Source organism: Dactylosporangium sp. NPDC050588, from assembly GCF_040654975.1.
GTDB lineage: Bacteria > Actinomycetota > Actinomycetes > Mycobacteriales > Micromonosporaceae > Dactylosporangium > Dactylosporangium maewongense.
In genome coordinates this window covers 34,007-56,950 of record NZ_JBFAJA010000010.1, presented here as the reverse complement: position 1 = coordinate 56,950, position 22,944 = coordinate 34,007, and the positions used below count along the sequence as shown (strand labels likewise).

General features: G+C 70.2%; 17 protein-coding genes and 1 pseudogene. 5 read left to right on the top strand and 13 right to left on the bottom strand.

All coding sequences use genetic code 11. The features are described from left to right. Positions 1 to 35 precede the first annotated feature (35 nt). From AB0I21_RS08785 to AB0I21_RS08775, 3 genes are read right to left on the bottom strand one after another with little or no spacing between them, the layout of a single operon-like run. On the bottom strand, positions 36 to 1,745 hold the full coding sequence (locus tag AB0I21_RS08785; RefSeq protein WP_360559838.1) for a non-ribosomal peptide synthetase: 1,710 nt from the start codon (positions 1,743 to 1,745) through the stop codon (positions 36 to 38). Position 1,746: 1 nt separating this feature from the next. Continuing rightward, positions 1,747 to 2,607 (bottom strand): alpha/beta fold hydrolase, encoded by an 861-nt coding sequence (locus AB0I21_RS08780; protein ID WP_360559760.1) that lies wholly within the window; start codon positions 2,605 to 2,607, stop codon positions 1,747 to 1,749. Beyond that, entirely contained in the window at positions 2,600 to 5,164 is a 2,565-nt protein-coding gene (locus AB0I21_RS08775) for a condensation domain-containing protein (RefSeq protein ID WP_360559759.1), read from the bottom strand. Before AB0I21_RS08775 ends, AB0I21_RS08780 begins: the two co-directional genes overlap by 8 nt. 391 nt (positions 5,165 to 5,555) lie before the next feature. Here AB0I21_RS08775 and AB0I21_RS08770 point away from each other — a divergent pair, with 391 nt between their 5' ends. Further along, positions 5,556 to 6,143, top strand: a complete 588-nt coding sequence (locus AB0I21_RS08770) for a helix-turn-helix domain-containing protein (protein ID WP_360559758.1) — start codon at positions 5,556 to 5,558, stop codon at positions 6,141 to 6,143. A 2-nt stretch (positions 6,144 to 6,145) separates the two neighbouring features. Beyond that, positions 6,146 to 7,405, top strand: a complete 1,260-nt coding sequence (locus tag AB0I21_RS08765; protein ID WP_360559837.1) for an MFS transporter — start codon at positions 6,146 to 6,148, stop codon at positions 7,403 to 7,405. A gap of 60 nt (positions 7,406 to 7,465) precedes the next feature. Here AB0I21_RS08765 and AB0I21_RS08760 read toward each other — a convergent pair whose 3' ends face one another. From AB0I21_RS08760 to AB0I21_RS08730, 7 genes are all read right to left on the bottom strand, one after another. Next, the gene (locus AB0I21_RS08760; protein ID WP_360559757.1) at positions 7,466 to 7,702 is read right to left on the bottom strand and encodes a LuxR C-terminal-related transcriptional regulator; all 237 of its coding nucleotides are present in this window, start codon (positions 7,700 to 7,702) and stop codon (positions 7,466 to 7,468) included. An 88-nt stretch (positions 7,703 to 7,790) separates the two neighbouring features. Further along, on the bottom strand, positions 7,791 to 8,129 hold the full coding sequence (locus AB0I21_RS08755) for a hypothetical protein (protein ID WP_360559756.1): 339 nt from the start codon (positions 8,127 to 8,129) through the stop codon (positions 7,791 to 7,793). 444 nt (positions 8,130 to 8,573) lie between these two features. Next, positions 8,574 to 10,463 carry a S9 family peptidase gene (locus AB0I21_RS08750; protein WP_360559755.1) on the bottom strand — a complete coding sequence of 630 codons (1,890 nt, stop codon included), beginning with the start codon at positions 10,461 to 10,463 and terminating at the stop codon, positions 8,574 to 8,576. 145 nt (positions 10,464 to 10,608) lie between these two features. Further along, on the bottom strand, positions 10,609 to 11,847 hold the full coding sequence (locus AB0I21_RS08745; RefSeq protein WP_360559754.1) for an MFS transporter: 1,239 nt from the start codon (positions 11,845 to 11,847) through the stop codon (positions 10,609 to 10,611). A gap of 8 nt (positions 11,848 to 11,855) precedes the next feature. Further along, entirely contained in the window at positions 11,856 to 12,791 is a 936-nt protein-coding gene (locus tag AB0I21_RS08740) for a hypothetical protein (RefSeq protein ID WP_360559753.1), read from the bottom strand. Then, positions 12,792 to 13,922, bottom strand: coding sequence for a ThiF family adenylyltransferase (locus AB0I21_RS08735; protein ID WP_360559752.1), 1,131 nt, complete (start codon positions 13,920 to 13,922; stop codon positions 12,792 to 12,794). It abuts the gene before it with no gap. Continuing rightward, positions 13,919 to 15,286, bottom strand: a complete 1,368-nt coding sequence (locus AB0I21_RS08730) for a hypothetical protein (RefSeq protein ID WP_360559751.1) — start codon at positions 15,284 to 15,286, stop codon at positions 13,919 to 13,921. Before AB0I21_RS08730 ends, AB0I21_RS08735 begins: the two co-directional genes overlap by 4 nt. Before the next feature lie 146 nt (positions 15,287 to 15,432). Between AB0I21_RS08730 and AB0I21_RS08725 the strand changes: the two genes are divergently transcribed. Continuing rightward, on the top strand, positions 15,433 to 17,955 hold the full coding sequence (locus AB0I21_RS08725; RefSeq protein ID WP_360559750.1) for an NB-ARC domain-containing protein: 2,523 nt from the start codon (positions 15,433 to 15,435) through the stop codon (positions 17,953 to 17,955). A gap of 29 nt (positions 17,956 to 17,984) precedes the next feature. On the opposite strand, the gene AB0I21_RS08720 is transcribed toward AB0I21_RS08725, so the two are convergent. Together AB0I21_RS08720 and AB0I21_RS08715 are read right to left on the bottom strand one after the other, a co-directional pair. Beyond that, positions 17,985 to 18,812 (bottom strand): VOC family protein, encoded by an 828-nt coding sequence (locus AB0I21_RS08720; RefSeq protein WP_360559749.1) that lies wholly within the window; start codon positions 18,810 to 18,812, stop codon positions 17,985 to 17,987. Between the two features lie 53 nt (positions 18,813 to 18,865). After that, positions 18,866 to 19,690, bottom strand: a pseudogene (locus tag AB0I21_RS08715) (DUF6444 domain-containing protein); the annotation flags it as partial. A gap of 1,048 nt (positions 19,691 to 20,738) precedes the next feature. Between AB0I21_RS08715 and AB0I21_RS08710 the strand changes: the two are divergent. Together AB0I21_RS08710 and AB0I21_RS08705 are read left to right on the top strand one after the other, a co-directional pair. Further along, positions 20,739 to 21,203 carry a hypothetical protein gene (locus AB0I21_RS08710; protein WP_360559748.1) on the top strand — a complete coding sequence of 155 codons (465 nt, stop codon included), beginning with the start codon at positions 20,739 to 20,741 and terminating at the stop codon, positions 21,201 to 21,203. Next, positions 21,193 to 22,221, top strand: coding sequence for a site-specific integrase (locus AB0I21_RS08705; protein ID WP_360559747.1), 1,029 nt, complete (start codon positions 21,193 to 21,195; stop codon positions 22,219 to 22,221). The genes AB0I21_RS08710 and AB0I21_RS08705 overlap by 11 nt, the downstream gene beginning before the upstream one ends. 388 nt (positions 22,222 to 22,609) lie before the next feature. Here AB0I21_RS08705 and AB0I21_RS08700 read toward each other — a convergent pair whose 3' ends face one another. Next, positions 22,610 to 22,918 (bottom strand): hypothetical protein, encoded by a 309-nt coding sequence (locus tag AB0I21_RS08700; RefSeq protein ID WP_360559746.1) that lies wholly within the window; start codon positions 22,916 to 22,918, stop codon positions 22,610 to 22,612. Positions 22,919 to 22,944: the final 26 nt, after the last annotated feature.

Sequence of the window (22,944 nt, the reverse complement as noted above, 5' to 3'; positions counted from 1 at the left end):
ACACGACCCGAACGACAGGGAATTCGCGAATGCAGTCAAGATCGATTGGATTCGATCAACTCCGCGAAGTCCCCCAGCCGGGATTGTTGAAAAACCGCCTGCAGGGGCAGCCGTACACCGAAGCTCGCCTGCACACCGGCAATTACCTGCGGCGCCAACAACGACGTACCGCCGACAGCGAAGAAGTCGTCATCCACCGTTACGTCCGGACAACCGATGACGTCGCGCCAGATTCGACCTAACTCCAGAGCGGTAGGATCTAGGCCTTTCGCATCGGCCTCGGAACCCGGTTGGCGGTCTGGCACATCCCATGGGTTCGGAAGCTTGCTCCTGTCCACCTTCCCTGTGGAGGTCAGCGGTAGTTCGTCCAGGACGACGTAGGCCGAGGGCACCATCGCGGGCGGCAATCTGTCAGCAACGTACCGGTGCGCAGTCCGGACATCGACCTTCGACGCGGGCAACGGCTGCAGGTAGGCGGCGAGGCGAGGACCACCCTCATGCTCCGGGAAAAACCGGACGCTGGCGTGCGTCACGCCGGGGGCGGAGCGTACCGTGGCCTCCACCTCACCAAGCTGGATTCGCACCCCCCGGATCTTCACTTCGTCATCGAGGCGCCCCACGAAAACAAGACTTTGATCGGCCAGACGCCGACCAATGTCACCTGTGCGGTAAATGCGCACACCGGGTACACCTGATGGGTCCGGCAGGAACCTCTCCCGGGTCTCCTGATCACGATTCACATATCCGTGCGCCAGATATCGGCTGCGAATCCATATTTCGCCGGTATCCGCGTCGGCCTCCGCGGAGTCCGAGTGCAACATGACTTCCCTGCCGGGAATCGGCCAGCCGATAGGAACCACGTGGTCCGCGAAGTCGTGTGGCACTCGGTAGAAGGTGGCCAAGGTCGCCTCTGTCGGGCCATAGAGATTGTAGACGCGGGCATCGGGGAAGTGCTTTCGAACCCCGCCGAGAAGGTCGGGGGGCAGCGTCTCGCCAAACAGCCCCACGACCTCGACGGCTCGACGGGGAGACGAGCGGCGCCCGGCGCGAACCTGCAGCAGGTATCGGCAGACGCTCGGTACGAGTATCATATGGGTCGGGTCGGTCCGGTCCATGAGATCCGAAACGCTTGCGACGTCACGCTTCACGTTGGCATCAGGAGCGATCAGTGAGGCACCCGCCAGGATTCCCGTGAGAATTTCCGCATAGGCGGCGTCGTAGGTCATGTTCGCCAGCTGCAGCATGCGGCTGCTCGCGCCGAGACGGACCTCATCGGCGAACCAGGCGCAGAACTGTTCGAGATTGTCGCGAAACTGGACGATACCCTTGGGGATTCCGGTGGAGCCGGACGTGTAGACAAGGCAGGCGGTATCGTCCGGCAAGGGCGTTCCGGCGCCCATCGAGTCGAACCAGTCGATCCGGAGGTCGCCCCCGCTGGTGGTGAGCATGCCCCGGGGCCGGCAGTCGTCCAGGAGGAGCTGCCGACGCGGTTCGGGCTGCGCAGTGTCCATCCATACGAACACAATCCCCGACACGAACCCGGCGAGCAGCGCGGCGATGGCGTCGGGACCTTCCTCAATCGTCACAGCTATCAGATCACGCCGCGACACACCCCTGCTCCGCATCGATCTGATGTAGATCCGCACACGATCAGCGAGCTCTCGGTAAGTGAGATGTGCACCCTCACCGAGCACCGCGACGCGACTTGGCGAGTCGCGGGAGTGGCGCTCCAACGCGTCCCACACCTTAGTGTCCAACGTCACCGTTCCTCCTCGAGAAGACGTTCAGCGCCTCGGTTACGGCGGAAATGGCGTGCGGCGCACCATTGCGCACCACGAGGTGACCGTCGGGCACAACCACCATTTGGAACGTTCCCGTCGTGAAGCGACGCCAGTCGGCCATCTGGTCGGGCGTCACCGCGGGATCCTGATCTCCCACGATTGCGACGATGGGAGTCCTGAGCGCAGGAGCGGCGCTGTGCCGGTAGCTCTGGCACAGTCGCAGGTCAGCCTCGACTCCACTCAACACCAGGTCACGCATCTCGGAGTCGCGGAGTAACGCCTCTTCCTCGGCGGTCAGATGGAGCCTGTCAACGAGGTCGCTGCCGTTGGCCGGCGACATCTCGGCCAGTGCGTCCGGGGAACGCAGACCGATCACGATGAGACCCGACATGTCAGCGCCTTCAGGGGCCTGCCGTGCCAACTCGTACGCGAGTAGCGCTCCAAAGCTTTGTCCCAGGAGGACGGACGACGTGGTCATTCTCGGCAGCACGGTGGACCTGAGCTGTGCGACCAACTCATCGAGGTTGTCCGGACAAGGTTCGGTCAGGCGGGAACCGCGGCCCGGCATCTGGGCGGCCCACACGTCGACGCTGCCCGGCAGTCCCTTCGCCAGGTCGGTGAAAGTGGTCGGCCCGCCACCGGCGTGGGCGAAACAGAACAGCCGGGTGGTGGCTTCAGGTCGTGGCCGGGGAAGCCAGAACCAGTCATCGACGCGGTGTGGCAGATGCGACCGCGCGGCGCCGCTCGGCCCACGGTCGGTCGCTTCCAGCGAGTCGGAATCGGCTCCGGCGGGGAACCAGATCTCAGATATGGGCACGTCAGCCACGCCCGGCGCGGGTCAGATCGAGGACAAGAGGCTCCTCGGCCAGGTGTTTCCCTGCCGCCTGAGCATTGCGCAACGCGGCACGGTCCGGCACACCGGCGGTCGTCAGGGGTACCGGGGCGGGCACGAACAGCTCCGGAATCTGGTACTTCGGCAGACGGCCGCTGAGGAACCGGCGCATCTCGGCGGCGGTGGGCGGGATCCCAACAGTGTCGGCGAGTTGCAAGTAGGCGGCCGTACCACCGGACACCTTGGATTCGACAACCGCTGCGACCTCCACGGCTGGGTGTTCCAGGAGCCGACCTTCGACGTGGTGCGGGTAGATGTCCCGCCCGGGGCCGGCGATTCGGTCGTGAACCGGGCCCAACAACTGCACTGTGCCGTCCCTGCGCGTACGAGCGAACTGCCCGGTGGCAATGGGCTCCCCGCCTGCCACTGCGGTGTGCAGCTCACCGACGACACCGGTCGGCACCCCACGCGCGACGCGGTCAAGGACTACGAGTGACGTTGCCGATGGTCGGAACACGGCCTCGGGCGGGAACATCGAATCCGCAGCCTGTGCATCGGCCCAGCCGAGGAGTTCGTGGTCCGGCATGGCATAGCGGATCAGCAGGCGGGCCCGAGGGAAACTGGCCCGCGCCCGCCTCAGCAGATTCGGAGGAAGCGGCTCTGGGGTTGCAATTTCGCACAGGCGCAGTTCAGGAAACCTCGCTCCGTCAAGGCCCTTGATCAACTGCCGCAGACCTGACGGCGCCGCGAGCAGTCCATCCACGCCTGCCTGGATCATCAGCTCCACCAGCTGTTCTGGCGGAACCGCGCCCGGCTCGCCAGCGAGCACGACCGTCGTGCCGGCCATGAGTGGCTCGAGCAACCAGGCACAACCGGCGATTCCCGCAGCCGCCGGCAGGACGAGGGTCCGGTCCGCAAGACGGAGCGGTCGACACCGCAGCGCCGAACCGGCCAAGGCCGCAAGCCTCCGCGGCCGATCGCCCTGCCGGCTGCGGAGGGCCGCGAGAAGCGTCAAAACATCATTCAGCTCATCCCCGTACTCAGGCAGTTCGCCGTCGCCGAGGACGGGGTGCCGCTCGCATTGCATGCGTGCATCCAGTTCGCCGTACGTCAGGGAGCCGCGAGCTGAGATCACCGCGGCGGTGGACCGCGGAGCCCGTTTCGGCAAGTCGATCCCGAGACAGTCGCCGCCGCTCGATGCACGGTCGCGGCGCGGTCCCCTCTGACCGGAACTCACGGGCGGGCTTGCGGAGCTCCCGATCGGTAGATGCGGCGCATCGACCAGCGCGCTCAGCAATTTCAGAAATTGGTCAACCAGATCGTCGACGTTCGCCGTTTCAAACAGGTCGGTGCGATAGCTGACGAGCCCGAGGAGCTCGCCGTCCACCGTCTCCTCCAATGTGAGTTCGAGGTCGAGGCGTACGGCCGCCTCGTCGCCGCCCAGCCAGGGAGTGACCCTGAGCCCCGGCCAGCAGGGTGTACCACCGCCGCCGTGGTGCAGCATCTGGAAGCTGACCTGGACCAGTGGATGAAATGCCGGGTCCCGATCGGTGCAGGCGATCTCCACGAGCCGCTCGAACGGGAGGGTTGCGTTGTCGAAGGCGTCGAACAACGCCTCTGCGACTCTATCGACTGCCACAACACCGGCTGGCTGGCCGGACAGGTCGACCCGGATCGGCAACGTGTTCACGAAGAGGCCAACCATCGTTTCGAGCTCGGGACGATACCGTCCCGCAACGGGTACCCCCACCACGATGTCTGTACGCCCGCTATGGCGGGACAGCAGGGTTACGAACGCGGTCATCGCTATGACGAAGAGCGTGGCGCCCTGATTGACCGCGAAGAAACGCATCCGGCTGACCGTACTGGCCGATATGGCGAACTTCTGCGATGCGCCCGCATGCGAGCTCATCACCGGACGGGCATGATCCAGACACAGGTCCAACAATGGTGGGATGCCACTCAGGCAATGACTCCAGTACCGGAGCGGTCCGGCAAGCGCCGCGGGCAACGCCAGGTGTTCGGCGAGCCAGGCCGTGTAGTCGAAGTAGCGATACGTCGGCTCCGTCGGCTCCAACGGCGTTCCGGCCAGATGGGCGCCGTAGGCAGTGGCCATTTCTTGGAGGACCAGGTCGATGGACCATTTGTCGATGACGGCGTGGTGAAATGTCAGCATCAGCAGGTGGTCGGTGTCGTCAAGCCGTAGCAGGCAAGCACGGAACAGTGGCTCGTTCGCCAGGTCGAAGGGGATGGCCAGCTCCTCGACGGCCACGCCTCGCAGCGCATCCTCGTCCGCATCGCGGTGGTCCGCAAAGGTGATGTGCCGCAACGGCACCACGGCCGACGTCGGCCACAACGTCGGCGCGGGGCGGCCTTCCTCCGTGGCAAGCCGCAGCCGCAGCGCCTCGTGGCGACAGAACACGTACCCAAGCGCCGCCTCGAGTGAATCCGTATACAGGTCACCTCGAACGCGGAATGCTGCCGACACATTGTACGCAACCGTGTCGGGAGTCATCTGGTCAAGAAACCAGAGCCGTTCCTGGGTACCCATCAGACGAATCTCGGCATCCGTGGCACGGCGTGGTATCTGGTCGGACTCAGGAGTTCCGCGCACAGCAGATCCTGCCGCATGATCGCCGAAAGCTTCGCGCACTCGTCTGCCCTTCCTTTACCCTCGCTGACCCGGCCCGGTACGTATCACGTAACTTCGCCAGATGAGCGGAAGCAAGCGAATACCTCGCAAAGGCAGGTTTCCTGGCCTCTCCACCAGGCGACGCACCTATCCCAAGGTCTAGGCAGGCGCCGCGGCTCGACGAGCCACGAGTCCGCTGCGGCTGCCGAGGGGCCGAACCGAGCTATGAGCCGGAGCGGTCGAGACTTTACAAAGGTTTCTTGCTAAAGTAGTGGTGCTAAACGTTCCTTGCTACAGGAAGGTGGCCCGTATGCGGACCTCTCTTCAACCTTCCGCTCTGGTGGACGATCCCCGTCGACTGAAGGCACTTGCCCATCCGACCCGCCTTGCCCTGCTCGAAGTGCTGGCGGCGGAACCCGAGGTGACAGCCACGCGATGTGCCAAGGTCATCGGTGAAAGCGTGGCCAGTTGCTCGTTCCATCTCAGGACACTCGCCCGGCACGGCTTCATCGAGGAAGTGGTCGGCCCGGGGCGGGAAAAGCCCTGGAGGCTGACCAACCCCTCCCAGGTCGTACCGCGCGACGCCGCGGAGATGGACCATGCCGCCGACGTGGAGGCCCTCGCAGACGTGTTCATCGAGCGGGAGATGGGCCGTATCCGAACGTGGCGGTCCCGTGCCGCTGCTGAGCCCGCCCAGTGGCGGCGGGCGACAACGACGGCCGGTACGTCGACCTGGCTGACCTCCACCGAGCTCGAGGAACTGGGCGAGGAACTCAAGGCGGTCGCAGACCGCTACCTCGACCGCCTGATGGATCCGAACCGGCGTCCCGACGGCGCGCGCCGCGTACGAATCTTCATGGCCACCACGGTGGAGCCGGACATCGACGGCGAGGCGTGACGATGGCCGCCCGACGAAGCGGTCTCGGCTGGCGCTTCCACACGCTGTGGGCGGCCACTGCCTCGGCAAACCTGGCCGACGGCGTGGTCCTGGTCGCTCTCCCGCTCATCGCCCTGCGCTTCACGAACGAACCTGCACTGGTGGCCGGGGTCCGCGTGGCGGGCACCCTTCCCTGGCTGGTCTTCGGGCTCTTCGCGGGCGTGATCCTGGACCGCCTTGACCGCCGCAAACTCATGGTGGGTGTGACATCGCTCCGCGGGCTGGCGCTTGGTGCGGCGGCGGTCGTTGTGACCTTCTTCGGCACTGACATCGTGATCCTCTACGCCACCGCTCTCGCCGTCGGAACCGCGAGCACGCTCTACGACACAGGCACGCAGACCTTGGTTCCCGGCCTGGTGACGCAGGACGACCTCATGCGAGCCAACGGACGCGTCATGAGCACCCAGGTGGTCCTGATGGAGTTCGTGGGAAGCCCGTTGGGCGGCGCACTGGTGGCGGTCTCGACATTTGCCGCCCTCGGCGCACCTGGTTTGATGTACGTCATCGCGGGTCTGCTTCTGCTGAGAATATCGGGCCAGCACCGTGCGCAATCGACGGATGGCGGGAAGGCACCACCCAGGTCTGTCCTGGCCGATATCAAGACCGGACTCGTTGAGCTTGTCCGCGAACCCACGCTTCGCCGTCTGGCGGTCTACGCGAGCGTACTGAACTTGACCGAGAGTGCGTTCATGTCTGTCTTCGTGATCTACGCCGTCGGCAGGACAGCGCCGCTGCGGCTCTCCGAGGCAGACTACGGGCTACTGCTGGCAGGTGCGGCGGTCGGCTCGGTAGCCGGGGCAATCCTTGCCGCGAGACTGATCGCTGCGTTGTTACCGGCACTCGTGCTGTCGGCCGCCGCGGTGTTGCTGGCAGGCTCATTCGCGTTGCCTGTCGCGACATCCAGTCCAGTGGTCATTGGCGTCGGTATCGGGCTGGCCGGCTTCGCGATCGCCGTGGCGAACGTCCTTATGGTGACCGTACGGCAGTCCGTCGTAGCCACGGGCATCCTTGGTCGAGTTACCGCCGGCACCCGCCTCCTGGTCTTCGGGACGATCCCATTCGGTGCGGCATTCGGCGGCCTGATGGTGAAGCTCATCGGGATCGAGAGACTGTTCCTGACGCTCGCCATAGCTGCGGTCGGGCTCGTGGCAGTGACTGCCACCATTCGCATCCCCGCTTTGCGGCAGTCCGGAACCACCCCGCCCGGTCACTACAGATCTTGAAAGGTCAGGTCCGGGGTAGTTACTCAGCGGTGCGACGTCGCAGGAGATCCCGGCGGTGGCTCAAGATCGCCAGGGCATCGCGATGCCTTGCTTGTACGCGAACACTGCCAGCTGTAGGCGGTCCCGCAGTCGCAGCTTCCGCAGCAACGCCGATACGTGGTACTTCACAGTCGCCTCGCACACATGAAGCCGACTGCCGATCTCGGTGTTAGACATCCCCTCGGCGACGAACTGCAGCACCTCCAACTCTCGTGAAGTCAGATCGTCGCAGCCTGACAACGCGCCGCCGGCGAGCACCGGCGACAGGTGCGAGGCAAGGTAACGCGAAGCGGGCAGAGAGAAGTGGGTTCCACCAGCGCCGATGGATCGAATGGCCGCGATGAGCTCACGGTGCCCGCACTCTGCCAGGAGAATCCCGCTGACACCCGCCCCGGAACACCTCGACCAGCCGCCCGTCCAGCCCTGCGGCTACTACGAGCACACCAGCCTCACCCGTCCGCAGAGCCTCGTGTCTGACGCACCGGACAGCATCTGAGGCCGAGGTGCCGATGGACTGGGCGTCCAGCACGACGACGTCGGGACGCAGATCGATAGTCAGCCTCATGGTGTCGGCGAACTCGTTCGTTGCTCCCACGACCTCGACGTCCGGGGCGACCTGGAGCAACACACGGAGGCCGATGAGCGCCATACCGAACTCGTGGAACAGCAGCACTCGCGTCGTCATACAAACCTCCCCCGAACCACACCCCTTACGTCGATCCCGCTCGGTGTCAGGGACGCTGGCCGGCCGCCTTCCTCATGGTCGATGACCCACGACGGCTCTTCGTTCATCGAACGTCCTTCCCGTGACGGTACGTCGATAAGCAAGCCCGAAGATCCCTTCCGATCACAGCGTGGCGCCGGCCTGCGGCAAAGACGCGGCGGAGACTGCGGACGTCGCAGCCGCCGCCCTCCGGCCAGAAGAGATCACCGAGGCCGTCCTACGACATGCGTCGTTACTCCTCCAGAGGATGTGACGGCTTCGGCGTCACCAGCGACGTACACCCCCGTGAATGTCGGTCCGTCGGCGACGCCTGGGGCGTGCCGCGTCCCATCCTTGCGCCGCGAGGGAGCGCGGGTCGAGGAGGGACGACCGGAGCTTTCACCGGAGGTTTGCCGGTGGTACCGCTCAGACGTGCCGGGCGAGCCAGTCCAGGATCGCCTCGAAACGGGCGATGCGGTGATTCGGCCTGCCGGACCGGGACAGCTCGTGCCCGCCACCGGGGAACAGCAGCAGCTCGACCGGCCGGCCCAACCGGAACAATTCGAAGAACAGCCGCTGCGCCTGTTCCATGGGGCAGCGCAGGTCGTCCTCGGAGTGGATGATAAGGACCGGGGCGGTGATGCGGTCGGCGTAGGTCAGCGGGCTCTGCCGGGCGTAGCCGGCCGGGTCGTCGCCGTAGAGCGACCGGAACGCCCAGCCGATGTCGCTGGTCGCGATGAGGCTGTCCACGGCGTTGATGGATCGTTCGCTGACGCCGCCCCGGAACCGATCGGTGTGCGCGAGCAGCCAGCCGACCATGTATCCCCCGTGCGAGCCGCCGAGCACCGCGACCCTCGAGGCGTCCAGGGCGGGATCCCGCAGCGCGACGTCGAGCAGGGCGAGGAGGTCGGGTGCGGAGCGGGCGCCGACGTCGCCGACGACGTGGCGCCCATGGCGGTGGCCGTAGCCGGAGGAGCCGCGCGGGTTGCCGAGCACGACGGCGTAGCCGGCTTCGGCGTAGACCTGCGCCTCGTCGAAAAGGGTCCAACCGTACTGTGCGAACGGCCCGCCGTGTACGAGCAGCGCGACAGGGTGCGGGCCGTCGCCGGGCGGGGTGACCAGCCAGCCGTGGACGGGATAGCCGTCCGGGGCGGCGCCGGTCAGCTCGGTCATCGGCAGCACCCGGACGAGTGCTCGCAGCGCTGCGCCGTATGCGGTCAGGGTCCGCTCGCCGGTGCCGTCGATGAGGACGAGGTCACCAGCGGACATCGGGTCGGTGACGACGGCGACGACGGTGTCGCCGACCGTGTCGACCGCCCGTACCTGCCGGTCACCTCCGATGACGACGTCCGCGTTGCCGTCGCCGGCGAACCGCAGCAGTTCCACGGCACCTTGCCGCTGGCTCGCGAACAGCAGTCCGCCCAGGCCCGGGCCGAAGTGACCGTCGAGGGTGAACCGTTCGGCGTCCGACAGACGCCGCGGCGGGGCGTGCCCGTCGACGGGCACGACGAACGCGCCGGTCTGGTTGGCGAACCAGTCGTAGCCGCACGCACCGAGTTCGGCGCCGGCGAAGTACACCTGCGTGCCGTCGGCGGAGAACGCGGGTCGTTCGGCGGTGCGGTCGGTGCCGGTCAGCTGCCGCAACCCGGTGCCGTCGACGCCGATGACGAAGACGTCGCCGTTCATCGTCCTGTGCCGCTGCGGGTGCCGGGCCGAGGCGAAGACCAGCCGCCGGCCGTCGGGGCTCCAGGCGACGCCGGTGTTGTCGAACTCGCCGGCGGTGAGCCGTACAGGGACCGGGTCGCCGTCGTACGGGTCGATGACGTGGACCTGCCCGGGCCGGTCGAGGAACCCTTGCCCGTCGCGGCGGTATTTCGGTTCGGTGATAAGCCGTGGCGGGTCGGCCGCCGGCCCGGCGGTGCCGTACCGGCCGGCCTCGGCGATCCTGGCGATGTAGGCGATCCGGTCCGAGCCGGGACTCCACACCGGCCCTTCGACGCCGAGCGGGTGGGTCTGTGCGGTGGTGACCGCCCGCGGCTGCCCGCCACCGGCCGGGACGACGTGCAACTGCGGCGGCCCGCCGTCGGCGCGCAGGAATGCGATCCACCGGCCGTCGGGGCTGAACTTCGGGCAGCTGTCGGCGCGGCCCTGCAGGAACGGCTCCGGCGGTGCGCTGCCGTCGGCCGGGACCCGCCACAGGCTCCCGGCATACCCGTCGCCGTCGACGCGGCGCAGCACGAACACGACGCTTCGCCGGTCGGGGGCGAGCGCCGGCGAGTCGGGCGTCTGGACGTGGACCAGGTCGGCGGGTTTCACGATGCTGTACCTCGCAGTTCGACGACGTCATGTCCGGCGTGCGTCCGGCCGGGTCCGCAGTCGACGAGCCGTGCCCGACGCAGCGTCAGGGAATCCTCTCAGGACAGGCGCCGCGCCGCACGGGTTGCGGTGTTCCGGGCCCGGGTCATCCACCGTCGCCGGTCCTTACGGGCCCGGCCGCCGGGACGGCCAGCAACACGGCGAGGGCGCAGCACGCCCCGCCGGTCACGTACGCGACGGTGACCCCGGCCGTGTCGGCGACCCACCCGATCAGCGGGCCGCCGACGACGCCGGTGCCCAGGAACGCCACCGAGTACAGCGCCATGACCCGCCCGCGCATCGCGTCACCGGCCCGCCGCTGCAGGACACCGGCGGCCGAGGCGAGGAACATCCCGGCGGCCGTGCCGAGCGCGGCGAGCGCGGCGAGGCCCAACCACGGGTTCGGCGCGAACCCGGTGGCGGCATGGGTGGCCCCGGTCATGACGGCCAGCACCGCCACCCCGCCCGGGCTCGGGCGGTGCCAGCCGGCCGACAGCAGCGAGCCGAGGACCATTCCGACGCCGAGGGCCGACATGAGCGCACCGAACCACCGCGCCGACGCCCCGAACGTGTCCGTCGCGAGCAGGGTGATGAGCAGCTGGAAGTTCAGGCCGAAGACACCGACGACGGTCATCATGCCGAGCACGGCCCGCAGGACCGGGTCGCGGGCGGCGTGCCGCAGCCCTTCCCGGACCAGCCCGCTGCGGCGGGACGGTTCCGGCGGGTCCGCGGTGGTGCGCCGCCGGTGGACACCGAGCAGGACGGCGACGACGGCGAGGTAGGACAGGGCGTTGCCGAGGAAGCACGCGGCGACGCCGGCACCGGCGATCAGCAGGCCGGAGACGGCCGGGCCGAGCGCGCGGGCGCTGACCGCGACGGCGTTGGCCAGCGCGGCGCTGTTCGCGAGGTGCTCGGCATCGACGAGCTCGGCCGCGAACGCCATCCGGGCCGGACCGTCCACCGTGAGCAGCACACCGGTCACGACGGCGGCGACCCACACGGTCCAGATCCGGGCGGCGTCGAGGTGGACGAGCAGCGCTAGGCCGGCGGCGACTGCGGCCAGCAGCGGCTGTGTGACGAGCAGCAGCCGGCGCCGGTCGAACCGGTCCGCGACGGCGCCGCCCGCCGGGCCGAGCAGCAGGATCGGCCCGAACTGCAGGGCCACGGTGACGCCGAGCCCCAGACCGCCGGCGCCGAGCCGGGCCAGCAGCCAGGTCTCCGCCGCCAGGTGGATCCAGGTGCCGGTCGAGGACAGCAGCTGCGCGCCGAGGAACCGGCGGTAGCCGGCGTACCGCAACGAGACGAAGTACCGGTGCCGCAGCCCGCCGGCCAATGACGCGGTCATCCCCGGCCTCAAGCGCTCGCCTGCGCCGCGACGGCGTCAGCGAGCCGGGGGCCGACGCCGTGCTCGGTGCTGTGCAGTCCGAGCCGGTCCATCTCGATCCATCTGGAGATCATCGGGTTGACCTCGACGACGACCAGCCCGCGTGGCGCTTCGAGGATGTCGACGGCGGCGTGCGACAGCCGCAACGCGGCCACGGCGGTCGTGGCCACCCGGGCGATGCCGGGGGTGCACTCGGCCGGGGTCATCTGGGCCCCGCCGAGCCCGCGGTCCCCGGTGGTGTCGGTGATGCGCAACGTGCGCCGGTTGCAGGCCACGACGTCGCCGTCGACGACCACCACCCGCAGCTCCGGACCGGGATGCGCGACGTACTCCTGCGCGCACAGCGCCGAGTGGTGCCGCAGCATGTGCCACAGCTGCATCTCCTGGTACATGCTGACCCCCGGCGGGGTGTCCTCGGTGTCCCTGGGCTCCAGGGACAGCCGGGCCAGGCCGATCGTGGCGTGCCCGGTCAGCGGCTTGAACACGACCTCGGACCAGTCGAGCAGGCACCGCCCGGCCTCCTCGATCGTGCGCACCAGCCGCGTCGGCGGCACGTCCAGTCCGGCGGCCGCCAGGACGTCGGCGCCGCGGACCTTGTTGTGCGCCGCGGCGATCGCGTCGGCGGAGTTGATCAGCCGGACTCCGGCGCCTTCCATCAGCCGGAGGCTGTCGAGCAGTACGGCGAGGTCGGTGGCGCGGGTGAAGACGCGGGAGCGGACGACCGCGGCCGCCGGCGGGGCGACCGGGGCCCCGCGGTACCACCACTGCCCGCCGATGCCGAAGCTCAGCTCGTCCCAGTTCAGCCACCGGGAGGCGACGCCGCGGGCGGTGAGCAGTTCGGCGAGGTGCAGCTCCTCGGCGCCGGGGGCGAACCGGTCCAGGACCCATACGCCGGGGCGGGCCATCTAGGCCGTGCCCGCGATGTGCAGGCCGCATGCCGGGTGGACCGGCTGCGGGGTCTCGTCCACGGTGAACGTGCCGAAGTCGATGCGCAGCCACACCCCGGCCGAGCGCACCGTGAGCCCGATCAGGTGGTGGTAGATGTCGTAGCCGATGAGCCCGGCGACGGTCTGCGCCCCGAACCCGAGCGCGGAGGTCAGCGGCAGGATGTCCTCGGCCTCGCGGCGGCGGGCGATCTCGTACTCCTCGGCGCTGCGGTCACGCAGCCCGAGCAGGGTGCACTCCTCGCATCCGGTCCGGCCGGGGAAGTGCGACCAGACCGCGCCGTACCCGCCGTTGACAGTGCCGGTGATGTACGGCACGCCGGTCTGCCAGCTCGCCGCGCTCGTCCACCGGTCGATCGCGCGGACCGGCCGGTCGGCGCCCAGGACGGTGATCTGCGGCCGGAACCGTTCGATCAGCTCCACCACGTCGGCGGTGCCGCCGACCCGCCGGGTCAGGTACGGGTAGTCCGGTTCGGGGTTGACGGCCCGCAGCCGCTCCGCGGCCGCCTCCGCCTTCGGCCGGCCGAGCCCGGCGGTGTCGTAGAGCACCTGCCGGTTGAGGTTCTGCACCTCGACGGTGTCGAAGTCGACCAGGGCCACCGTGCCGACGCCGAGCATGGCCAGGCCCAGCGCCACGTTCGAGCCGATGCCGCCGAGCCCGAGGACGAGCACCCGTGACGCGCGCAGCCGCTCGTGGACGTCGTACTTCGAGCCGAGGGTCGCGTCCCCGGGACGCCCGGCCGCCTCGGCGGCGTAGCAGGCGAGGTTGCGGGAGTACCGCCGGGCCTGCTCGTCGGACAGCGTCACCGGCGCGGCGCCGTCCTCCAGAAGCCCGGCGTCCTCGATGCGGCGCAGGACGTCGTCGGGGTCGCCGGTGGCCAGGTGCTCGGCGAGGGCGCGGCGGACGGCATCGGGGTCGCGCGTCCCGTCCAGCAGGTCCGGCAGGGCGGCCGCGGCGGCCGGGCCGACGTGCAGAACCAGCGCGGTCCGGCCGCGAGCGCCGTCGCGCAGTGCCAGCCGGCCGCTGTCGAGCCGGACCGCGGCAACCGCGTCGATAAGTTTCGGCCGGGTGAACCGGGACTGCCCGCTCATGCGGCCGGCTCCGCGGCCGCCAGCTGCACGACCGCGACGAGGGACCCGCCGACGCCCATGTTGACGACCGGGCCGGACGAGCAGCGGGAGAAGTACCCGGCGAGCCGCCCGGACACGACCTGCAGGGTCAGGTCCACGAACACGTCACGCCACCCGCCGGCGTCCGGTGCCGGTACCCGCAGACTCGGCAACCGCACGTAGTCCTGCACCACGTAGCGGTCGGTGGCCGCGGCGCGGATGCCGGCGGCCCACGCCTCGTCGGTCACGTACGGCCCGACGAGCACCGACTCGCCCCGCGTGAGGTTCGCCGGCTTGAGCACCAGCCGCTGCCGGTTGCGGGCCACGAAGTCGAGCAGGTCGTGCCGGCTGCCGTCCGGGTCGGTGGTGACACCGGGACGCATCAGCCGGGTCCACGGCACGTGCCGGCCGATCGCGGCCCGGTGCTCCGCGTCGAACAGGCCGGCGTAGCGCGGGTCGCTCAGCACCGCCAGGATCGCCTTGTCCTCGGCGATGGTCTGTGCCACGAGCGGGTTGACGCTGTAGGCGCGGTGGCGGCGCAGCATGTCGACGTACTGCCCGGCGGCGGGATCGGTCAGCAGGGCGAGCGGGTCGAGCTTGTTGTAGACCAGCTGGTAATCCCCCCCGGCGCACCACAGTGCGGTGCTGCGCTCCCGCATGCTGCGCGCGTCGCAGATCTGCGCCTCCAGCCCGATGCGGTGGAAGCTGCGGGCCAGCCACTCCAGCTCGTTGGTGTAGACCCCGCGCAGGTTCACCACGGCGGCGGCGGTGACGTCGTAGCCAGCCTGCCCGGCCGCCGCCAGCAGCGCGCGGGTGAACGCGTCCGGGTCGGCGAGCATCGGGTACGGCTCCTGCGGCAGCCCGTCGAGCAGGTCGGCCGCCCACTGCGTCGACAGCCACGCGCGGGTCGCCATCGGGATCTGCACGACCCCGCTCGGGCAGGCGGCGTTGACCTCCAGGATGCGGAAGTCGCCACCGCCGTTCCACACGCTGTCGAACCTGCAGTGCGGGATCAGCGGCGTGTACGGCGGAACGTCGAGGATCGCGTCCTGCGCCGGGGCGTACTCGGCGAACAGCGTCCGGACCTCGTCGTCCTTCGCGTACAGGGTGAGGGCGTGCTCGACGGCGCGGTACAGCTCCCGCACGTTCGCGTCGATCGCGGCGGTCTCCGCGGCGGTCACGATGAGCGGCCGAGCCTCGATCCGGTACGGGCGGCCCTCCATGTGCAGGCCGTCCTCGTGCATCCGCTCGCTCAACTGCCGCATCCGGCGCGCGATCTCGGCGGGGTCGTCCAGGCGTTCACGAATCCGGGACAGGATCATGCTGTCCGCGACGAACTGACCCACACAGGCCCCCGGTCCTCGTGCTTCGTTCCCGCCGTATTGAGCGACGTCACCATATCAGAGCGTCAAATACGCAGATGCATCGATTTTATGCGCGAGCTAAGCTGTGCATCGTCTACACATCCGCCACCGTTTCGGGGGGAACTCCGGTGGGGAACGAGCGCGTCTTCGGTGCACTGCTACGAGATCTCCGGCTCGCCGTCCGGCTCACCCAGGAGGAGCTGGCGGAGCGGGCCGCGGTTAGCTCGCGGACCGTCCGCGACCTGGAGCGTGGGGCCGTCGCGGCGCCCCGGGCGAGCACGGCGGCGTTGCTCGCCGACGCCGTCGGCCTGGCCGGGCGGCAGCGCGAGGAGTTCCTCGTCGCCGCCCGCGACGCCCTGTGGTCCAGCCGGCGTGCCGCCGGGCCGGCCGCGGAACCGCACTTCACCGTCCCCCGGCAGCTGCCCGCTCCCGTGACCCACTTCACGGGTCGCACGCAGGAGCTGGACACCCTCGACCGGTTGACCCGGTCGCGCTCCGGCGACGGGATCTCGGTCATCGCCGTCGTCGGGCCCGGCGGGATCGGCAAGACCGCGCTGGCCGTGCACTGGGCCAACCATCGCGCCGGCGAGTTCCCCGACGGGCAGCTGCACATCGACCTGCGTGGCTACGACACCCGCTCGCCCGTCACCCCGCTCGACGCGGTGTCGACGTTGCTGCGCGCCGTCGGGGTACCCGGCAAGCAGATCCCGACGACCGCCGACGAGGCCGCCTCCCTGTTCCGGTCGCTCGTCGCCCAGCGCCGGCTGCTCATCGTGCTCGACAACGCCCGCGGCGCCGACCAGGTCCGGCCGCTGCTGCCCGGCGGCGGTGGCAGCGTCGTCGTCGTGACCAGCCGCGCTCGGCTCAGCGGCCTCGTCGCCCTCGACGGCGCCGTCCTGCTCAACGTCGACGTCCTGCCGCTGCCGGACGCCGTCGGCCTGCTGGCCGGCATGCTCGGCGCCGAGCGGGTCGCCGCCGAGTCGCCGGCCGCGGCCCAGCTCGCCCTGGCCTGCGCCGGGCTGCCCCTGGCACTGCGGATCGCCGCCGCCAACATCGCCACCCGAGCACACGGCTCGATCGCCGACCTTGTCGAGGCCCTGCGGCACGACAGCCTCGGCACGCTCACCACCGACGACGAGCAGACCACCGTGCGGACCGTGTTCGAGCAGTCCTACCGCACCCTCGACGCGCCGCAGCGCCGCGCGTTCCGGCTCCTCGCGGTCGCCCCCGGGGAGACCCTGGGAGTTCCGGCCGCGGCCGCGCTGCTGGACACTCCGGTCGTGGACACCCGGCGGCTCGTCCGGGCACTGACCGGGGCGCATCTGCTCGACGAGCTGCCCGGTCAGCGGTACCGATTCCACGACCTCGTCCGTGCCTACGCCCGGGAGCGCTCCGAAGTCACCGACACCCGGGACGACGCCAGCGCGGCACTGACCCGGCTCTACCGGGCCTACCTGGCGACCGTCGACGGCGCGGCCCGGCTGCTCTACCCGGAGCGGCTGCGCCTGCCGGTCGCGGCGGAGCTGTGCGGCCCGCCGCTGGCGGAGTTCGCCGGCCGCGACGCGGCCAACGAGTGGCTCACCACGGAACGCGACAGCCTGATCCACGCGGTACCGCAGGCCGTGAGGCACGGCCGCGGGCAGGAGGCGTGGCTGCTCGCCGACGCGCTGCGCGGCTACTTCTGGCTCGGCGGGCACTGGAACGACTGGCTGCTCACCGCGACCATCGGCCACGACGCCGCCCGGGCCGCCGGGGCGCACGACGGCGAGGGCGCGTCGCTGCTCAGCATCGCCCAGGCCCATCTACACCAGGGCCGGCTGGCCGACGCGATCGCGGCGTTCGAGGCGGCCGCCGCCGCGATGCACCGGGCCGGCTGGGGGCGAGGCGAGATCGCGGCGCGCGGCCATCTCGGGATGACGTACCTGGTCGCCGGCCGCATCGACGCGGCCCGCGCCGCTCACCTGCAGGCCGAGGCGCTGTGCCGGTCGACCGGGTGGCTGCAGGGCACCGCGTTCACCCTGCACCGGCTGGCCGCGACCGAGACGGCCGCGGGTAACCTCGACGCCGCCCTCAACTACGCATGGCGCGGCAAACAGACCTTCGAAGCGCTCGGCGACCGGCACGGCGAGGCGCACACGCTGCTCAACATCGCCATCGCCCACCGCGACGCCGGCCGCCTCGGCGACGCCCTGCGGACCGCCGGCGCCGCCCTCGACCTCGCCGTCGAGCTGGGCCAGCCGATCCTCAAGGCGGAGGCGGAGATCGCCCTGGGCACCATCCACCTCGAGGCGGGCCGGCACGACGAAGCGTCCGCCTTCCTGGGCCGGGCCCTCGTCGTCAGCCGCGACGAATGCAGCCGCCTCTTCGAGGTCGAAGCCCTCATCGGCCTCGCCGGTGCCGAGGCCGGGCTGGGCCGCGGCGTCGACGCCGTCCGTACGGCCGAGGCGGCGCTCGCGATCTCGGAGGTGTCGGCGTTCCGGATCTACGAAGGCGACGCGCACATGGTCCTTGCCTGCGCCCACCGCACGCTCGGCGACGCCGGCCGGGCGAACGAGCACGCCGAACGCAGCCACGAGATCCACCTGGCCGCCGGTCACCGCCGCAGCGCACAGCGCGCCGCCGCCCTGCTTGCCGCCCTCAGCGCCGCCTGACCCGCCGCGACCGGCGCCGGCCGCCCGGATCAGGGCAGCTTGAGCCGGTCACGGGCGACCGCCTCGAACAGGGCCCGGATGTTGGCGCTGCCGAAGCTGCGGGCGGCCCGCCGTTCGACGAGCTCGTAGAACAGGGTGCCGCGCGGGAACGGCGACCTGGTGAAGATCTGCAGCAGCGAGCCGAACCCGTCCGTGTCGAGCAGGATGCCGGTGCCACGGAGCGCATCGATCTCGCCGCCGGGCAGGGCCACGCGTTCGGCGAGGACGTCGTAGTAGCTGTCCGGGGTGTCGAGGAACCGCACCCCGGCGCCGCCCGCCGCGACCCGGGCCTTCGCCGTGACGAGGTCGCCGACGAGCAGGGCGACGTGCTGCACGCCAGGGCCGTCGTTGGCGGCGAGGAAGTCGGTGAGCTGACCGGCCTCCCGCTCCGCGACCGGCTCGACCAGAGTGAGGGTGAGACCGCCGGAGCCGCTGCGGACCACCGTCGAGTCCATCGCCTGATCGCCGACCTCGACGTATTCGGTGTGGATGCGGGTCAGGCCGAGACCGTCGCGGTAGAAGCCGGTGACGCCGGCAAGCTCCCCGGTCCGCACGCTCAGCGCCAGATGGTCGACGCACTGCGGGGCCGTGCCGTCGCCGGACCCCGGCTCGCCGGGGCCCCGCCCGGCGGCGTCCCTCGCCCGCGGCACGAGCAGGTGGGTGACCGGCTCCATGCCCGGCACACGCACGGCGATCCCGGCTGCCGCCGCGCCGCCCGCCGTGGCGGGCGGCGCTGTGGCGCCCGCCGCGACCGCCCGGTTCCAGACCGCAGCGGGATCGTCGCAGCCGATCGCGACGACCCCCACGCCGGTGCCCACACGTCGTGCACCGTGATCCCGGTGCGCGAGGCCATGACCTGCCCGGCGTCGGTCCCGGCCCGGCCCCGTCTCGGATGCACCCAGATCAGCGTGTACTTCCCGGTGGTCGCCACGTGCACCCATTGCAGCCTGCCCGCGACCCGCAGCCCGGACTCGTCGACGTGCACCACATCCGCGCCGGTCAACCTGTCACGGACCCGGTCGACAAACTCCGAATTGGTCAGGAGATCACCGGCCCGGGTGTGGGCGGCGGCGACCGCACCGGCCGACATCGCCACCCCGAACAAATCCTGCATCGCCTGGGCGGTGCGGGCCTGCGCCCCGAACAACGCCTGCTGCAGATACACCGCTGCAGCCTGCGTCCGTGCCCCGTACTGCACCGGGGCGTCCACCCCGTCCGGCGCCCGCCCGGAGGTGACCTGCCCGCACCCGCACCGCCGCGACACCAGGCGATGCTCCGTGACCCGCACCCCGATACCGGGCAGATCGAACACCTGCCGCACCGCCACCGCAGCCACCGGCGCCGCGAGCAGATCATGTCCACACCCGCCGCACCCGGCCGGTTCATGCACGACCCGCACGTGGGGGTCGGCCACCTGCCGCAACGTGCGGCCCTCATGACCCGGCTGCCCGCCAGGCCGGCGCCCCGACCTGGCCCGCAACGACTTCGACGCCGGCTTACCCAACCCATCCGACGACGGAGGCCTCGACGAGTTCGACGAATCCTGCCCCAACCGGGCCTTCAGATCCGCGTTCTCCGCCCGCAGCACCGCGTTCTGCTGCCGCAGGACACTGTTGTCCCGCTCAAGCTCACCGACGAGGGCCTCCAACCGGACAAGCCGCTCCAGCAACTGCTCGATCGACGGAGTCCCAGACACCAGAACATGATCCAGACATCAATCAACCCAAGTCAAACCAACCCGCCGACCGGGCACCTGACCAGTCACCTGAGACGTAGAGTATGGCATTCGACGCCGGTCACCCGTCCGTTGGTGCGGGTGGCCGACTCTAGGGCGGCGGTAGGTTGTCTTGAATCAGGAGCAGGAACGCCGAAGCGGCGACGATCCGTGGAGGCGTCAGGCCGAGCTGGAGCGGGAAGCAGGCGAGATCCGACGAATCGGGCGGTCGGATGCCGACTTCGCTGACGTCGGCATCGATGCCAGGCAGGGTGTCCTGGTCGTCTACACGGTCGCGCCAGGAGGCCCTGCGACCGATGCTTACTCGGCCGCAGCCCCAGACTAGGTCGACGTCACGTTCGCTAGTGCCATCCTGTCCGATCGTCAACGCGCCGCACTGGACACGTTCATCGAGCACAAGATGCCGGATCTGGAGCGGGCCGGTGTGCGGCTCTCCCGGTGGGGGTTGCGGGAGCCTGGCGGCCCGATGCTCATTCACGTCGATGGGGACGAGTTGCCAGGACCTGCGTTGCGTGCGGCGTTCGAGCTATTCGGCCCTGGGAGGGTCCAGTTCAAACTGGGCGGTCTCGCGTTCTGATGACGCCGCCGTCGTTCGGCTCCCGTTGCTCCCGGCCCTGGAGTAAAACGTCGAGCGTGCCGGCTCGCCCCGGACGTCATGAACTGGCATGATCATGCGACTTAAGATCTCGCCGCAGTGATTGGAATGAACGTCTGTCCCCCAGTTCTGGGTTCTCACGTCGAGGCTCGATCCGACCGAGTCACCCTTCCCGGGGACTGCCTCCATGCCGGTTAAGGTCGTACGCTGAGCTAGATACGCTATCGGCATGTGCACACGTTTCCAGCGTGTGTGCTGGCTTTTCGTGTCGGGGTCCCCCCTTCGACACTGGTCTTGGTGAATGTTTACCAAGATCGTGGATCTCGTAGCATCGCTGTATCAGACCCGAGCGGGTGATCACCCGGTCGGGTTTCGGCATGTCCGGACCGCGCCCCGGCGGCGACGATGACCCGCGTGCGGCGCAGCATTCCGGCCCCGGCCGAGCAGGTGATCGCGGCGATCATCCCCGCGCCGCTCCCCCGCGCCCGCCCGCCACGGCCACCGCTGCCCGACCTGCCCCACCCTCCCACCAGGCCCGACCAGGCCGAGGCGCACCTTGACGTCGGCCGGCTCGACCCGTCCGGCCGAATCTCGGCCCGCGCATTACTGCACCTGCTGGGCTGGCCACCCGGACACCGCATCCAGTTCGACATCACGGCCGGCGTCATCACCGCGACCTCCGACCCGGCCGGACGACACACCATCGGCGCCACCGGTCTCCTCGCCACCCCGGCGCCGATCCGGCAGCTGTGTCACCTCACCGCCGGCGACCTCGTCGTCCTCCTCGCCCAACCCGGCCGCGACCTGCTGCTCATCCACCCCGCTCGAACCGTCGCCCGGCTCCTCGCCGGCCAGTTCGCCGCTGGCAATGCCGGCTGACCGTCAGCGGCTCGACGCCGCCTGGACGGCCCTGGCCGAGCTCGGCGTCACCCTCGCCGATCTGCAACGCGACGCCCGACCGGCAGTGCCCACCTTCGACGAGTACCTGCCGCAGGTGCTCGCCGCAGCCGGCCCGGGCGCGCTGCGCGCCTACCGCAGCTACTGGCAGCGGATGACCACGGCATGGGGCGGCCTCGCCATCGACACGGTTACCGCCAGCGACATCCAGGCGCTTCAGCGGCGCATCGTGGCCAACGCACGAGCCCGCCGCAACAACCGCGGCGGCCGCCACGCCGGCGAGCTGCTCATCGCCGCCGCCCGTACCTTCTACAACCAGGCCATCGCCGACGGTCTCATCGAGGCCGCGGACAGCCCAGCCCACCGGGTCGGCAAACCGCGGCGGCTGCCCAGCACCCGGCGAGCACTGACACCGGCCGAACTGACCGACATCAACCAGGTCGCCCGCACCACCGGCAACGACACCATCCTCGACGCACTGCTGCTGCGGCTGCACACCGAGACAGCCTGCCGGCGCGCCGGCGCCCTGGGCCTGCGGCTGCAGGACCTCGACGCCGACCGCGGCCTACTTCTCCTGCGCGAGAAGGGCGGCACCGTCCGCTGGCAGCCGATCAGCCTTGATCTCGCCGCCAGCCTCGTCCAGCACGCCGCCGTCCGCGGCGCAGTCCTGCCGGCCGACCCGCTGCTGAGGTACCGCAACGGCAACGCCTTGACCGGCCGCCGCTACGACGAGCTGTGGCGCCGCATCGGCCGGCACCTGCCGTGGGTCGCCGCGCAGGGCGTCACCGCACACTGGTTGCGCCACACCACGCTGACCTGGGTGGAGTGGCACTTCGGGTACGGCACCGCCCGCGCCTACGCCGGCCACACCGACACCACCGGGCCGGCCACCACGACCTGCATCCGGGCCAACCTGCAAGCCGTCGCCGCCGCGCTCGCTGCGATGACCGGTCAGCCGCACCCACTCGCGCAACCCATCGACGACGATCGGGTGGTCTAGTGAAACTTTGAACACGCCTGCGTCGCAGCGCTGCGGTGTGTCGTCGCCGAATGCACCCCCGACCCAGCGGGGGCGGCATGGACGAGCGGCAGCCGGCAGGCGCTGCTGTCGCCGGCCTCGATCGCCGCGGCGGGCGGCTGTCAAGCCTGACGGCCCCCGTCTCGCGTGCCCCGCGCGACGAGGTCCTCGACGACGTGAAGAAGCCGCCGCCCGGTCGACCGCGGCGGCAGAACCGGCCCGCGCACGCCGGGCGAACCGCCGCGCTCGGCCTCCTCGACCGATGTCGCGGCGGATCGGCAGGCTGAGCCGACGGACCGCCCAACCTGCGGGCACGCCGGCGTCGACCGCAGCGTGCGGGAGGCCTGAACCTCACCTCCCGCAACAGCGATCAGGGCTTGAGGACCAGCCGGATCGGGCCGCCCTCCTTCTTCACAATCCGTTCGACGCATCGGGGCGCCTCGGCCAGCGGCAGCACATCACTGATCGACCCGGAAAGGTCAGGGCGGTGGTGGCCCACCAGGGAGACGAGCTGCTCGACGTGCTCGGGTGCGCTGCCGTAGTGGCCGCGGACCTGCTGCTTCAGGAAGCTGAACAGGGTGGTCTGGTGGATCGTCAGCGGTTGGGGTGCCAATCCGACCAGGACCAGCCGGCCCTCGTTGGCCAGGACGGCCTGGGCCTGGGTCCACGTCGATGTCAAGGCGCGGCTTCGCCGGGATGGGCGGC

What these genes read in the sequence shown, in the direction of transcription:
- AB0I21_RS08770 (WP_360559758.1), top strand. Translation starts at nt 5,556, where the DNA reads ATGCGGACCTCTCTTCAACCTTCCGCTCTGGTGGACGATCCCCGTCGA.
- AB0I21_RS08765 (WP_360559837.1), top strand. Translation starts at nt 6,146, where the DNA reads ATGGCCGCCCGACGAAGCGGTCTCGGCTGGCGCTTCCACACGCTGTGG.
- AB0I21_RS08745 (WP_360559754.1), bottom strand. Translation starts at nt 11,847, where the DNA reads ATGACCGCGTCATTGGCCGGCGGGCTGCGGCACCGGTACTTCGTCTCG.
- AB0I21_RS08755 (WP_360559756.1), bottom strand. Translation starts at nt 8,129, where the DNA reads ATGACGACGCGAGTGCTGCTGTTCCACGAGTTCGGTATGGCGCTCATC.
- AB0I21_RS08735 (WP_360559752.1), bottom strand. Translation starts at nt 13,922, where the DNA reads ATGAGCGGGCAGTCCCGGTTCACCCGGCCGAAACTTATCGACGCGGTT.
- AB0I21_RS08705 (WP_360559747.1), top strand. Translation starts at nt 21,193, where the DNA reads ATGCCGGCTGACCGTCAGCGGCTCGACGCCGCCTGGACGGCCCTGGCC.
- AB0I21_RS08775 (WP_360559759.1), bottom strand. Translation starts at nt 5,164, where the DNA reads ATGGGTACCCAGGAACGGCTCTGGTTTCTTGACCAGATGACTCCCGAC.
- AB0I21_RS08740 (WP_360559753.1), bottom strand. Translation starts at nt 12,791, where the DNA reads ATGGCCCGCCCCGGCGTATGGGTCCTGGACCGGTTCGCCCCCGGCGCC.